The following is a 14,139-nucleotide window of genomic DNA, read 5'->3' on the forward strand; positions in this document are numbered from 1 at the left end:
GCCCCACCCCGAAGCCCCCACCCCGCAGGTGCTGACGCGCGTGGTGGAAGCCGGGCGCGACGCCGTCGGCCTCCTCATCGCGGTGCGGTTCCCCGCCGGCTCCGAGCAGACCGCCGACGCGTCCTTCGACCGGGAGTCCACGATCCTGGCGGACGCCCTCGCCTCGGTGATGTCGTTCGCCCTCAACAACGCGAGCGCCCGCTCCGTCATCGAGGACGATGTCGCCACCGAACGGGACCGCATCGCTCGGGACCTGCACGACCTCGCGATCCAAGAGCTGTTCGCGGCGGGCATGCAGCTGGAGTCCGCAGCGAAGTCCGCGGAACGGTTCCAGGAGTTCCGGGAGAACGGGCCGGTCGCGGAATCGCTGCGGCAGTCGATGGCGTCACTGGAGAACTCGATCGCGCAGATCCGCCACATCGTGCAGTCGCTGCGCAACGAATCCGATGAGCTGACCCTCACGCAGCTGATCCGCCATGAGTGCGCGATGGCGATCGCGGGTCTCGGGTTCGCGCCGTCGCTGCAGTTCCACTCCTCGATGGACGACCTCGATGCCACGAACCCGGAGCTGACCGCTGACGTGGTGGCGGTGGTGCGCGAATGCCTCGCGAACGCCGCCCGGCACGCCCACGCCTCAGCGGTCGCGGTGACGGTGACGGTTCTGCGCGAGGGCGTGGACCGGGTGGTTCAGGTCAACGTGTCGGACAACGGCCGCGGCATCGACCCTTCGGTGACGCGGCGTTCGGGCCTGGCGAACATGCGCTCGAGGGCGCGGCGGCACGCCGGGTGGGTCGATGTGTACCCGTTGGAGCCGGGCACCATGGTGTCCTGGCGGGCGACCGAGTTCGCGAGCTGAGCAGGTCCGCTCAGCTGTCCTTCCAGTCGGCGCGGCGGTTCGCGACGACCCACGCCGCCACCTGGGTGCGGCGCTGCATCCCCATCTTCTGGAGGATGCCGGTGATGCGGTTCTTCACGGTCTTCTCCGCGATGCCGAGATGCTCGGCGATCTCCCGGTTCGGCAGACCGTCGCCGATGAACTGGACGATGCGGGACTCCACGGGGGTGAGGTCGAACTCGTCACCGTCGTCCTTGCCGGCCGGCCACATGGTGCCGCCGGCGGCGACTTCGACGATCGCACCGGTGATCTCCGCCGACCGCGCCGACTTCATCAGCAGGCCCCTGGCACCCGCCTGGCGGGACTCGCGGATCGCGGCGGTGTCGTTGAAGGAGGTCAGTACCAGCATCGGCTGGTCCTCACGCAGGGAGCGGGCGATGTTCATGACGTCGATGCCGGTGCCGTCGGGCAGCTGGAGATCGACCACGAGGAGGTCGGGGCGCACGGCCGGCAGGCGGCGCTGCGCTTCGGCGACGCTGCCGGCCTCAGCGACAACGGTGAGTCGCTCGTCGGCATCGATCGCCGCGACGATGCCGCGGCGCACAACCTCGTGGTCGTCCACGATCATCACTCGGGTCTGCTGGTCCATGGGCGAAGGATCCTCCATCACTCGACACGGCTGGGTCCCCAGCCGCACTCGGACACTCTATCGGCGTTGGCACCTCGTGCACACATACGACGAACGGTTCTGGAACACATGCCGGCGGATCGGTGCGCGGCAGCGCGGGCACGGCTCGCCCTCGCGGCCGTAGGCGTTCAGCGAGCGGGCGAAGTAGCCCCATTCGACTCGTTTATGACGCTCACCAATGGCCAGTCGAGTCGTCATTCCAGTGGTGATTCGATGGGGACTCGACTCCCTAACGTGGGCTGGCCACACCGTCAGTGAAGCGATCGAGGGCACTGGTCCACGCCTTCGACGAGCTTACGCTTCGGGCGTCACGAGCTCTGCCCTCGCCCAACGCGCAATCATCCGGAGTTGCGGATGCTCCCTCACGATCGCTCGCTGACGATCCGCGGGCAGCCCGATCTCGTGCAGGAGATTCAGGATCACCACGCCCGCCGTGACCTCGACGACGGCGACTAGCTCCTCGAACTCGTGCCTGGGGGTGCGTCCCTCGTGAGCCAGGTCGTTGCGGGCCTTTACCGTCCTGCTGGCCCATCGTTCAACATCAGGAACGAGCACCGACACCGCCTCCTGGTCAGGCCGATTGACAAGAGCCTCCAGCCGGTCGCGGAGAGTCATGTCGTTGCGGATCGCGGACTTGAGCCGCTCCCGCTGACCCTCCGGAGCGACCTCAAGCATCGCCTCGCGCATCTTCTTGAACTCAGCATTCGGCATCGGGAGCTCTTCGATTCCCAGCGCCCGATGGAGGGCTTCGGCAGCGCCGACCGCCATGAGAAGACGGCTCTCGACGTACTGCGCTGGCGCGTACCGCAGCGCCAAGATCAGGTCCGTCGAGGCCCGGAGGCGATCACGCACCGCACACCATCGCGGGACGATCTCCTGGAAGGGGATGTCACTGCAGGTGAAGAACACTCTGTGGTGCTCGATGGCCTTTGCATCCCGCTCCCCCACTGCGGCGGGCGAGTAGAGCACCTCGACATAACGCTCCATCGGATGCCGTTCGGCCCCCGGCCCGTCTCCCTTAAGTTTCAGCCGCAGCCAGATCACCCCGGCAGCACGATGGGTCGCGAGCGAGATCAGGTCCTGCAGAGACTTCGCGGACGCGAGCGCTTCCTCGAAGGAGCACGCGTCCGGCGGAGCGACCTGCAGGAAGACCGTGTCACGGATCCGCGCTGTCGTCCTCCCGCGAAGCTCGTCGACGTACGGAGGATTACGAAGATGCTCAAGTGAGTACTCGGTGCCGTCGACCAGGACCGACGTCGACTCCAGCGGCTTCGCGCAGATCGAGCCACTGCCATCGAACGGCGTCCCGCCTGGGCCGCCGATCGACGACGAGAAGACCCCGTCTGCCGCCCAGCGGCCGAGATCCTCGACGGAGATCTGAAGTCCTTCGAATAGTGCAGCTTCCGCGTTCGCCGCGTGGACGCCGATCAGCGCGGATTGAGCCGAAACCACCTGCTTGTCGGGGCTCTTCACTCGCGCGCCGAAGCTTCGGTTCGTGCTCGTCGGGATGCACCCAAGGAGGGTGATCTCCCTATTCTGAGCGACGCCGAGTATGACGTCCCACGACCGCGTGCCTTCATGCACATGCGTCACGCCTGGTCGGGGCGACGTCATGACCCGGTCCTCGAAGGTGCCGATTAACGTTAGTTCCGCACCGCCGTCACGGTCGTATCGCAGCACGCCCGGGACGCGCTCATCCGGCGCGTCGGGCAACCACCACAGCCCAGACCACTCGTGGGATTCGATCAGATGCAGCCGCTCGGTCGGCATATGCGTCCCCCCTACAAGAGTGGTGCCCCGGGAGTCCGGGCTAGGCGGCCCGGATAGTCACCGGAGCATACGCCTTCGATTCTAGCAGTGCCGGCTGCTCAGCCCGCCTGGCGAGACTTCACGAAGATCCCCTGTAGGCACCCCACGGCCTCCCCGCCGACCTTACGTCTCGTCCGCTTCGCCTGCTTCTCTGCAAGATGGTCGGGAAGCACCTTACGCAGAGCGCTCTCCTGGTCGCGTGTCAGCGGCTGCGCGGTGGCTCGGATCCTTCGAACATGTTCCTACCGAGCCGCGTGACCGAACACCTCGTCGAGCTCAGAGACCCGGGCCCAAAGCCTTAACCGTGTGCTGCCCATCGCGAGCCGTGGAGGCTTCTATGCGCTCCGTCAGAACCCCAGCCTTGATCCGCCGGCGAATGGCCTGCGGGCTGCACGACTCGCGCTCTGCCGCCGCGGCGATGTCGATCCACTCGTCTTCTGACCCCATGCCCTACTCGCTCCTTCGCATTGCCCGGAGCCTGACGCGAACGCGATCACCCCCCGGACCAACTAATGTGACTCATAGTCCGTGGACTCATGGTCATCGTAGCGAAACCGTTGAGATATGAGGGAGTCCGCGCACCGCATCGCATTCGGCGAGCATCTCCGCGAACTCCGCCAGGAGCGAGGCTGGGCGTCTCAAGAGGCCTTCGCTCACCACGTCAGTCTCGACCGCACCTACATAAGCGGCCTGGAGCGGGGCCGCCGCAACTCGACGCTCGTCATCAGCGTCAAGCTCGCTCACGGGCTTGATGTCTCCCCCGCGGAGCTCCTCGCGACGGTCAACTAGCTAGCACTCCCCCGAAGTGGCGCGATCTCACGTATACGTGTGAGCCGCCCCTTCCTGGGTCACGAAGTGAGGCGCTGGAATGGCTATCAGCCGAGAACCTTGACGGTCTCGGCGCTCCACTCCTCCTCCAGCGCGAGATCAGAGACGTCCTCGCGGATGCGACACGGCGCGCCGCTACTACATGGAAGACCGAATACTGACTGGGCTAGTCAGTACATTCCCTCGGGTGGTTGTCACGAGCTGTCATGAGCGCGGAACCAGCTGCTGGCTCACGGGGTCGTAGACGTAGTCCACGATCTCTCCGGAGACGATCATCGCGACTGCCCGATTGATCGCGTCACGAGGCACGACGAACCACTCCGAGGGGTCATAGTCCCGGCCCTTGCGGTCGATCTGGGTCAGGTCGAGACGCACGGCCGCGAAGACACGATGCAGCAGGTGCTCGAGTGCTGACGGCTTCACGTTGTAGAGGCGGTAGTCCGCGACGACGCGCACGGGTGCCATCAGGTACGTCGGCGACGACTCGGCGTTCTTGATGCGCTGCTCGACGGTCGTCGTTGAGAAGCCGATCTTGTACAGGTCAGGAAGGCCTGAAATCGCGGGGTCGTCGCTCAGCGACTGAAGCACGTAGATGTGCCCGCTCTCGACATCCGCGTCGAGGACCTCGCTCGCGTCGACGCCAGTCCGTGCGAGAACCTGGCCCTCCTGTTCATACAGGCGCGTCATCAGGCTCTGCTTGTACATCCTCGACTCGGTGCCGTTCTCGAAGAGGACGCGCAGGCGTTGCTTCTGCTTCGGCTTTCCGCCGACGACGAGGTCGACGTCCTCACCGACTTCGGCAACGAAGCACATCACGCCTCCGAGGACGAAGAACGCGCCTTCGCGGATCATGTGGAGCCCGGTGAACCTGGCGAGCTGGAGGGTACCCTCGGCGAGCTCAGCGTGCTTGGCCTTGAACAGGTGCTCGAACTGTTCGAAGTCTTCGGCCTTAACACGCTTCGCGACCGAATCAGGGGACTCGGGCTTGCGCATGAGGGGGAGACCCGAGACATCGAGGACGCCGCTGTCATCGTCGAGCAGGTCGTCGATGGCGTCGCTGTCAAGGAGATCATCCAACGAACCCGGAGGTTCGGGCGCATCGAGCAGCCCAAACTCGTCGAGGTGCTTGAGCGCTTCGATCTTCTCGTCATTCGCCATGATGCCGTCGAGGCGCGCCCCGAGCTTCCGCTCGGCGATCTCGCGCGTCGTCGAGCTCGGCACCCGCCCGTGCTCTCGTCGGAACTCGACGATCTCGAGAAACGCCCCTTCCAGACGGTCCGAAGAAGTAACCTTCTTCGGCTTCTGCGGCGCATCGAGCAATCCGTCCACATCCGAATCGAGGAGTCGAAGAAACGCATCCTCTACAACCGACTTGCCCGAGGATGGTGGCGTAGAGTTGTCGTTAGTAGTCATCATCCCTCCCCTGTCTCGGCGGCTTTCATCTGTGCGATGCGTTGCTGCTTGAGGCGCTGCAAAAAGAGCAGTGCTTCCGCGTAGCGCTTCTCGGTCGGATCTTCAGCACGCCGATCGGGACGACGGCCACCGTTCACCTTGACCCAGTTCTGAATCTTTGGCCAGAGCGCAACCGCTTCCTCTTCACTGAACTCGATGCGTGTCGCAGCGATCGAGTCCTGGATGATCCGGAGCACTGACGGCGTGACCGACTTGGACATGACCTCGAATGCCCGCTGGAACGGGTTCACCGAATCGATGAGGTTGATGTGGAGCTCGTCGATGTTGACGAACTTCTCGGCCATCTTGATGAACCTCTTGTCGCCGACCTCGCGCACCTCGCCATTCTTGATCACCGAATCGACCACGACCTGCTGACGAACCTCCTCGACCTGGGCGTCGGTGAGATCCGGGTACTTCTCGCGGATGATCTTGGGGATCAGCACCTGGTTCGTCGTCTCGGCGTCCACGGAGCCAGCAGCAGCTCTGGCGAACGTGTCGTCCTGCAGGATCGTCGCCTTCAGGTCGTTCAGGTCGGTCTCGACGATCTGCTTCACACGTTCGGTCGACGGCTCCTTGAACCCCTTGATCTTGAGCTCGCCGGGAGTCTTCGAGTCGTCCGCGTCGAACTTCTTCGTCTTGAACGTGAAGTTCTGCGCGAGGACCTGCTCCATGAGCAAAGAGGCGGTGATCGCCTTGAGCATGTTGTTCACGGAGACCTTCACCTCGCCCTGGGTCGCGTCGGGCTCCGCGATGAGGTTCGTGAACTGCGCGTGGGACTTCCCGGGGCTGTCGCGGGTCACGCGTCCGATGATCTGGATGACTTCGGTGAGCGAGGCCCGGTAGCCGACGGTCAGTGCGTGCTCGGCGAAGGACCAGTCGAAGCCTTCCTTGGCCATGCCAAGAGCAATGATGATGTCGACGGCGTCGCGGTCCTTCGAAGCCGTGTGGGACAGGAAGTGGAGGGTGTCCCCGCGCTTCTTCTGATCCGTGTCGTCGACGAGGTCCGCCACGCGCACGATGGTCCCGGTGTCCTGGCGGCGCACGCTGATGATGCCGGTGTCCGGATCCGTCGTCTCGACGTGGCCGATGACGTCGATGATGCGCCCGACTTCCTCGAGCTTGTCCTTCGTCGACTCGCCGGAGTTCACGCTCGGGATGTGCACGATGGTCTTCTTGTCGAGGTCGAGGACCTCACCGATCGCATCGGTGTACCGCCCTTGGTAGAAGTGATGCCCGATTCCCAGAGAGCGCAGGTGCTCGTAGCCGTTGAGCTGGTCGTAGTAGTTGAAGGTGACCGGCGTGAACTTCGCTTCGTCCTCGGCAGTGAGCACGGGGACCGAGTCGCCGCGGAAGTACGAGCCCGTCATGGCGACGATGTGCACATCAGAGCCGTTCATCACGTCGCGCAGGAGTGCCCCGAGGCGGCTGGACTCCGTGTCAGCGGAGACGTGGTGGAACTCGTCGATCGCGAGGACCGTGCCGTCGAAGGCGTCGGGGGCGAGTTTCTCGAACGCGAAGCGCAACGTGGCGTGGGTGCACACAAGTGTCGCGTCAGGCCCTTCGAGGAACTTGATGAACGCATCGACCTTGCCCTCCGAGGAGCCAGCATCGCAGAGGTTGTGCTCCGGTTTGATCGCCCAGTCGGCGAAGAAGCCGAACTTCGTGAGGTTCGTCGAGGCGAACGATGCCCCGATCGAGCGCTCCGGTACGGCGACGATGACCTTCTCGCGACCCTGGTTGTAGAGCTTGTCCAGGCCCACAAACATGAGCGCACGCGACTTACCGGACGCCGGCGGTGCCTTGACCAGCAGATGCTGGGCGTCGCGCTTAGCGAACACCCGCTGCTGCATCTCGCGCATGCCCAGTGCGTCCGTGTTCACCGACGCCTTCGTCTGGGCATAGGTGACGTCGACGATGTTGACGGGCTTCTTATGCGCGTTCACTTGGCCGCCTTTCGGGACTTCTTCGCCGGAGCCTTCGCTGCTTCCTCGGCAGTCATACGTTCGTACATCGCAAACAGGTCAGAGAGGCGCTGCTCGTCGGACTCGTACGGTTTCTTGGAGTAGATCGAGTCGACCATCGCGTCCACAGTCGCGTGAGCCTCACGCAGGTCATCGGGCATCTTGTCCGGGTCATAGAGCTCAGCGAGGGCCTTCTCGCAGTGGTACTCCCGCACATCTAGCACACGGAGCGCAGCTTCAGTGAGCTTCTCCTTCATGGCGTCAGACAGAGGCGGCACTGGGAAGTTGTTATAGACAATCGTGTTCGAGTAACGAATGCGAGTCTCTAGCTGACCTCCAACGGCTCGAGTCCACGACATATGCATGCGTGATGTCAGGAGAGCGAAGACCCAAGGCTTCGCATCGTAGACGGCATAAGCCAGATTCGACACAACTGTGTCCGGTCCGAGGTATCCGATCGGGATGTACTCGCGGCGTTCGGACGAAACACTTGGAACGATGATCGACTCGGTCGGCTTATAACGGACTTCGCCGAAACGATGTGGGACCGCGGAGAGTTTCTTCGTCGAAGCCCTGCCGCTTTCCGAGCGCGATGCGCGAACCCGCTCGATCCTGTTGGCAATCTCAGGAATCGCAGCTGCTTGCGTCGCGTCCTGATCCTCGATCCATAACGCGAAGCGGTCGACACCAGAAATGTACTCACTCGCGCCCAAGAACCTCTTGATAAAGCGTTCCGCGTCAGGTCTCGATTCAAGGAGTCGACTTCGTTCCTCGGGGCTCAGCAGGAGTGCACCTTTGTCGTTCGGCATGCTTCCGAATGACATAGCCGGCAGCCCCGATAATGGCTTCGAGCGTTTCATCACGAACATGTTGTCCCCGTCGGCGAGGTAGCCATTGATGTTGGTCGCCACGATCTGAAGGTCATCTGCATAAATGTACTTGGGCGCAGGCGACGCCTTCCTCAATCCGACCACAGCCACGGTCACTCCTGCGTTGCGCTTCGCGTTGTTCTCCCACTTAAACGAGGTATAAGCGAACCCAATCTCAATGCCCCTCTCGAAGATCATCGGGAACATGATCCCGGCGTGTTCGCCTTGGGAAACCGAGTTCGTCGTGACGAACGCAAGCGCAGCCTGTGTGGCCTCGATGTATTCGGCTCCCTTTACGAACCAGAGCGCAATGTAGTCGAGGTTCTTTGAGTACGGTCGCCCCTTGAATACGTAGTCGTAGTCAGCCTTCTGCTCCTTGGTCTGAGTCTTCGACCCTGCGTATGGCGGGTTCCCAATCAAATAGATCTCGCCGCCGTCGTTCGGGCAGACCTCGTTCCAGTCGACTCGAGCAGCGTTGCCCTGCTTAATTTGCCCCGCTTCCTTAAGTGGGATCAGGGGGATGGAGACGCCGAATTTGTCCTTGAACTCTGCGTTCATCTGGTGTTTCGCGATCCACAGGGACAGGATCGCCACCTCGACGGCGAAGTCATCGATCTCAATGCCGTAGAAGTTCTCGATGTTGATCTTCGACTCGGCGAACAGGACGCGGTACCTGTCATCCAGCTCGGCGAGGCGTTCGAGGATGGCATGCTCGAGCTTGCGCAGCTCCTTGTACGCGATGACGAGGAAGTTCCCGGATCCACAGGCAGGATCGAAGACCTTGATCGCGCTGATGCGTTCGAGAAGGGCTTCGAGCTTCTTGACCGAATCGCGCGATGCGTTGAACTGATCCTTCAGCGCGTCGAGGAACAGCGGCTCGATCGTCTTGAGGATGTTGGGGACGGACGTGTAGTGCTGACCGAGGTCACTGCGGGTGCCGGGCGTGACGATGGCCTGGAACATCGAGCCGAAGATGTCGGGGTTGATCTCGCGCCAGATGAGCTTGCCGGCGTTGATGAGCTCTTGCCGGGCCTTTTTCGTGAACCTCGGGACGACGTGGTCCGGCGACATCGTGAAGAGCCGGCCGTTGACGTAGGGAAACGCCGCGAGGTGGCTGGGCTTGTCCGCCGCCTGGGCCGTGTCGAGTGCTGTGAACAGGTCGGTGAGGAACTCTGCCGTGTCCGATCCGTCGTCGAGAGTCTGGGACCCGACCGCGTTCGTGAACTGATTCTCGGCGAAGATGCCGGTGTCCTCGGCGAAGTAGCAGAACAGCAGGCGTGTGAAGAACAGGTTCAGGGCGTGGCGTCCATGCGGCTGTTCGAGGAGGTCGGGGTTCGCGTTCAGGAGCTCGTCGAAGAGCTTGCCCATGCGCTCAGCGGCCTTCACATCTGCGTGCGCCTCGGCGACGTACTGGGCCTTCTCCATCCCGGCCCACGGGAGGAAGAACGTGAAGTGCTGGTCGATCTCGCGGATGGGGAACCCGATGGTCTCATCGGTCTTGGTGTCGTACGCGACCAGCTCTACGTAGTCGGTGACGATGACGAACCGCGTGCTGAAGCAGACCACGTCAGGAGACTTCTTCAGTCCTTCGAGGACCGCCAGGGCGTCGCCGTCGGTCTCCTTGAAGTAGACGACCTTCTTCTGCGCGACCTCACTCACCGGATCGGCAGCGACGTTGAGGTCGCCGTTGCGCAGGCGCGTGATGCTGCTCTGCGGTTTCCCGTAGGCGAGCAGGAGGTTGAAGATGAACTCGCGGTCGTACGAGTCACGACCCGCCAGCGGGGAAACGCGTTCCTCGATCACCTTGAGGTTGAGCCTCGCCATGTTGTTCACCTGTCCTGCACGTTGGATTTCTACGCGTACGTGCCCGGGCTAGTCCTGCCTGCGAATCCGCAGTGGTTCAACCTGACCGCACGCTCGGCAATCTTATCGCCCGAGTCCGACGCAGTACCGCGTCAACTCGCTCGTATGTCCCGCCATGTGCGCGCGCCGTGTCACTACTGAGGTGTTTCGAGGTCTGCGCGATTCGCTCCACGCTCTGGTGGTCCAATCAGACCCTCTGGGACCGGCACGTGCCGTCCTTCCAAGGTCGACCGCTCCCACGCGAGCCGCCGCCCGGAACTCTTGATCGGGTCACGTGCCGCCAGCAGAACTCGATTCGACTCGCTGTATGTGCGTGGCTGAACGTAAGAAGAGAGTTTCTTCCCGCTGTGCATTCATGTGTGATGAGTCGAGACTCTGCCCCGTTGCCGAGGCACCAGCTAGCCGGCATGCTCAGAGGGAGCATCCGTTCAGCGTTTCCGCTGGCAAGACGGGCAAAAGTGGCTAGAGCGGTTCGTGAATTTTTCCCTTACAATGGGGGTACCGCAACGCCTGCACGGTAGCCCAGAACGCCCATAGACATTGAGGTCCCGCGCGAAATAACCGGAGCGGCCGTCGACGTTGACGTACAGCGCGTCGAAGCTCGTGCCGCCCACCTCGAGGGCGCGCTCCATCACCGCCCTCGCCTCCGCCAGCAGCTGCCGCACCTTCGCTGCGCTGACGCTCTCACCGGGGCGTTCGTAGTGGATGCGGGCCGCCCAGAGGGCTTCGTCGGCGTAGATGTTGCCGATGCCGGAGACCACCTGCTGGTTCAGCAGCAGGGACTTGATGGAGGCTCGGCTGCGGCGGATCGCAGCCACGGTGCGCTCCACATCAAGTTGCGGGTCGGTGAGGTCACGGGCGATGTGCGCGGCCGAGGAGGGAATGAGGGGAAGATCGTCGCCTTCACCGGCGGGAGCAGCATCTGCTGTCTCCTCCAGGGGCGAGAGCCAGAGGCCGCCGAAGATCCGCTGGTCGATGAAGTCGATGCGGGTGCCGTCATCGAGCTCCAGACGCACCCGCAGGTGTTTGACCGGGTCGGAGGCGGGTCCCTCGCTGGGCGCGGCGCCCGTCGGCCCCGCCCCCGGGCCGCCCGCGGGGGCCGGGTCGGTCGCGGGCGGTGCGCTGACGCGCAGCTGGCCGCTCATTCCCAGATGCACCATGAGCGCGTCGTCGAGGTGGTCGTCCAGCAGCCACAGGAACTTCCCGCGGCGCACGGCGGAGCGGATCCGGCGCCCCACGAGGGCGTCGCCCAGGTGGTCAGCACCGGGAGTGTGCTGACGGATCGACCGGACGTCATGGACCTCGACGCGGTCGATGGTGCGTCCGCTGACGTAGGGGGCGAGGCCGCGGCGCACGACCTCGACCTCGGGCATCTCGGGCATCAGGCGTCGAACACGGAGAACTCGATGCCGTGGGCGTTGCAGTACGCCAGCACGGCCTGCTGCGCGGCGGCGCGCTCAGCGTCCTTCTTCGAGGTGCCGTCGCCGCGGCCGGTGACCTGCCCGGCCACGGTCGCGACGGCGCTGTAGGCGGAGACGCCGTCGGCCGAGTGGTCCTCCACCTCGTACGCCGGGACGGTGTCGTGCTCCGCGGCGATCTCCTGCAGGCGCGTCTTGTAGTCGTATTCGGCGCGCAGGAACTCGTCGTCGTCGATGATCGGATCGATCAGGTCCAGCACGAAGCAGTCGGAGGCCTCAGCGCCGAGGCTGAGATGGACCGCGCCGATGATCGCCTCCACCGTGTCGGCGAGGACCGAGGAACGGTCGCGGCCGCCGGACAGGGCCTCCCCGCGGCCGAGGCGGATGTACTCGCCGAGCCCGTGGCGGCGCGCCAGCAGTGCCAGGGCCCGCATCGATACGACGGCGCTCTTGTGCCGGGACAGGCGGCCCTCGGGAGCGTCCGGGAACAGGTGGAACAGGCGGTGGGTGACGGCGAGGCCGAGCACGGAGTCGCCGAGGAACTCGAGCCGCTCGTTGTGCGGCACTTCCCCGTTCTCGTACGAGAACGATCGGTGCGTCAGCGCGACCTCGAGGAGGTCCTCGCGGATCTGCTGACCCCGCAGCGGCAGGGAGGCGAGCAGCTCACTGCGGTCCTCGCGATGCTGCTCGATGCCGCGGGCACGGTTCTTCCGGCTCACTGTGCCGAGTCCCCCTTGGCGTCACCGGCGGCGCCATCGGAGTCCTGCAGCAGGGCGGCGAGCGAGCTCAGTCGCGGGTCGATGATGACGTGCTCGTGGTCGGGGTCGTCCTCCATGCGGAACCCGCACTGGTCGCACAGGCCGAGGCAGTCCTCGCGGCACAGGGGTGTGAACGGTGCGGCCACGGCGAGGGCGTCGTGGACCTGGTGGCCGAGGTCGATGGTGTCGCCGGTGAGGAGGGGGATGTCGTCCTCCTCCGGATCGATGCCCTTCTCGAGCTTGTCGGGGTAGGTGAACATCTCGCCGATGGGGGCACTGACGTCCTCGGTGATCGGATCGAGGCATCGGGAGCATTCGCCGGTGAGGGTGGCGTCGGCGCTGCCGGTGATGAAGATGCCCTCTTCCACGGATTCGAGCTGGGCGCGCACGTCGATCGGGTCGCCGGCGGCGACGCCCATGACGGGGCTGCCGACCTGCTCGTCGGCGCGGACGATGCGCTCTTCGGTGCGGTGGGCGCCGATGCGGTGGATGAGGTCGATGACCTCGAAGCGGAGGTCGAGGCCGGCGGGGAGCATGGGGTCTGCCATCTCAGCTGTCCTTTGCCAGGGTTGCGGTGAGTGCGCCGAGGACCGGCGCGGGAACGAAGTCGGACACGTCGCGGCCGAGGCCGGCGACCTCTCGGACGAGGGTGGAGCTGATGTGGGAGAGCGACGGATCGGTCAGCACGAACACGGTGTCGATGCCCTCCAGGTGCTGGTTCATGCGCGCCATCGGCTCCTCGTAGGCGAGGTCGATCTGGGAGCGCAGCCCCTTGATGAGGTGCGTGGCGCCGCGGCCCTTCGCGAAGTCCACGAGGAGCCCGCTGGGGAGGGCTTCGGCGGTGACGGTGGTCAGTCCCTCCTGCTCGAGGGTGTCGCGGATGGTCCGCAGGCGCGTCTCGATGTCCAGCAGGTGGTTCTTGTTCGGGTTGTGGGAGACGGCGACGATGACGCGGTCCACGAGGGCGGACGCGCGGCGCACGAGGTCGAGGTGACCGGTGGTGAAGGGATCGAAGGAGCCCGGCACAACTGCTGTGGTCATTGCCCCAGCATATCGCCCGTGCCTGCCGCGCTGATCCGGGGGTCGAGATAGGTGAAGAACTCCACGGCGGTGTCGCCGTACTGCTTCGCACCCTCGTCCACGAACTCGGGGCCGAGGCGCAGCTGCTCATCGGTGCGGCCGGAGTGCTCGATGACGATGACCGCTTCGTCGGCGAGGACTCCGGCGGCGCTGAGCTGCTCGAGGAGGTCAGCGATGTGCGCGAGGGGGACGGTGTAGGGAGGGTCGAGGAACACCGCTGAGGCGGCGGGGCCGGCCGACGGGTTCAGCGTCCGGATGACGCTCTCGGCCCGCCCGGTGATGACGCTGACCTGGTCGGTGAGGCCGAGGTCCTCGGCGCTGCGGCGGATCACCTGGGCGGTGGGGCCGTGCGCCTCCACGATGACGGCGCTGCCGGCGCCGCGGGACAGCGCTTCGAATGCGAGGGCGCCGGTGCCGCCGAACAGGTCGAGCACATGGGCGCCGCGCAGAACGCCCCAGGCGTCGAGCCGCCCGAACAGGGATTCGCGGACCCGGTCGCTGGTGGGGCGGGTGCGGCTGCTGGGCGGGGAGGCGATGGTGCGACCGCCCAGCGCTCCGGCGATGATGCGGGGCAT

General features: G+C 64.7%; 12 protein-coding genes and 1 pseudogene. 2 read left to right on the top strand and 11 right to left on the bottom strand.

Annotation, left to right across the window (positions count from 1 at the left end):
* A partial coding sequence (locus MHY20_RS03815) for a histidine kinase (protein ID WP_239374936.1) occupies positions 1 to 856 on the top strand: 856 nt, incomplete at its 5' end.
* 10 nt (positions 857 to 866) lie between these two features.
* Here the strand turns inward: MHY20_RS03815 and MHY20_RS03820 are convergent.
* From MHY20_RS03820 to MHY20_RS03830, 3 genes and pseudogenes are all read right to left on the bottom strand, one after another.
* Positions 867 to 1,484 (bottom strand): response regulator transcription factor, encoded by a 618-nt coding sequence (locus MHY20_RS03820; protein ID WP_239374938.1) that lies wholly within the window; start codon positions 1,482 to 1,484, stop codon positions 867 to 869.
* A gap of 57 nt (positions 1,485 to 1,541) precedes the next feature.
* Positions 1,542 to 1,679 (bottom strand): annotated as a pseudogene (locus MHY20_RS03825) (zinc finger domain-containing protein); the annotation flags it as partial.
* 138 nt (positions 1,680 to 1,817) lie between these two features.
* Positions 1,818 to 3,293 carry a HEPN domain-containing protein gene (locus MHY20_RS03830; protein WP_239374940.1) on the bottom strand — a complete coding sequence of 492 codons (1,476 nt, stop codon included), beginning with the start codon at positions 3,291 to 3,293 and terminating at the stop codon, positions 1,818 to 1,820.
* 603 nt (positions 3,294 to 3,896) lie between these two features.
* Between MHY20_RS03830 and MHY20_RS03835 the strand changes: the two genes are divergently transcribed.
* A complete protein-coding gene (locus MHY20_RS03835) occupies positions 3,897 to 4,121 on the top strand; it encodes a helix-turn-helix transcriptional regulator (protein WP_239374942.1) in 225 nt (74 codons plus the stop codon).
* Between the two features lie 243 nt (positions 4,122 to 4,364).
* On the opposite strand, the gene MHY20_RS03840 is transcribed toward MHY20_RS03835, so the two are convergent.
* The 8 genes from MHY20_RS03840 to rsmD all read right to left on the bottom strand — a co-directional run bounded on the left by MHY20_RS03840 (position 4,365) and on the right by rsmD (position 14,139).
* The gene (locus tag MHY20_RS03840; RefSeq protein ID WP_239374945.1) at positions 4,365 to 5,573 is read right to left on the bottom strand and encodes a GIY-YIG nuclease family protein; all 1,209 of its coding nucleotides are present in this window, start codon (positions 5,571 to 5,573) and stop codon (positions 4,365 to 4,367) included.
* Positions 5,573 to 7,558, bottom strand: a complete 1,986-nt coding sequence (locus MHY20_RS03845) for a DEAD/DEAH box helicase (RefSeq protein ID WP_239374948.1) — start codon at positions 7,556 to 7,558, stop codon at positions 5,573 to 5,575. The genes MHY20_RS03840 and MHY20_RS03845 overlap by 1 nt, the downstream gene beginning before the upstream one ends.
* On the bottom strand, positions 7,555 to 10,269 hold the full coding sequence (locus tag MHY20_RS03850) for a DNA methyltransferase (protein WP_239374951.1): 2,715 nt from the start codon (positions 10,267 to 10,269) through the stop codon (positions 7,555 to 7,557). Before MHY20_RS03850 ends, MHY20_RS03845 begins: the two co-directional genes overlap by 4 nt.
* A 467-nt stretch (positions 10,270 to 10,736) precedes the next feature.
* A complete protein-coding gene (gene mutM / locus MHY20_RS03855; protein ID WP_239374954.1) occupies positions 10,737 to 11,690 on the bottom strand; it encodes a bifunctional DNA-formamidopyrimidine glycosylase/DNA-(apurinic or apyrimidinic site) lyase in 954 nt (317 codons plus the stop codon).
* Entirely contained in the window at positions 11,690 to 12,445 is a 756-nt protein-coding gene (gene rnc / locus MHY20_RS03860) for a ribonuclease III (RefSeq protein WP_239374956.1), read from the bottom strand. The genes mutM and rnc overlap by 1 nt, the downstream gene beginning before the upstream one ends.
* Positions 12,442 to 13,032 (bottom strand): YceD family protein, encoded by a 591-nt coding sequence (locus MHY20_RS03865; protein WP_183374039.1) that lies wholly within the window; start codon positions 13,030 to 13,032, stop codon positions 12,442 to 12,444. The genes rnc and MHY20_RS03865 overlap by 4 nt, the downstream gene beginning before the upstream one ends.
* Position 13,033: 1 nt before the next feature.
* Positions 13,034 to 13,525: a pantetheine-phosphate adenylyltransferase gene (coaD, locus tag MHY20_RS03870; protein ID WP_183374037.1), complete on the bottom strand. Its 492-nt coding sequence runs from the start codon at positions 13,523 to 13,525 to the stop codon at positions 13,034 to 13,036.
* The gene (rsmD, locus tag MHY20_RS03875) at positions 13,522 to 14,139 is read right to left on the bottom strand and encodes a 16S rRNA (guanine(966)-N(2))-methyltransferase RsmD (protein WP_183374035.1); all 618 of its coding nucleotides are present in this window, start codon (positions 14,137 to 14,139) and stop codon (positions 13,522 to 13,524) included. Before rsmD ends, coaD begins: the two co-directional genes overlap by 4 nt.

The organism is Helcobacillus sp. ACRRO (assembly GCF_022347125.1).
Lineage (GTDB): Bacteria > Actinomycetota > Actinomycetes > Actinomycetales > Dermabacteraceae > Helcobacillus > Helcobacillus massiliensis.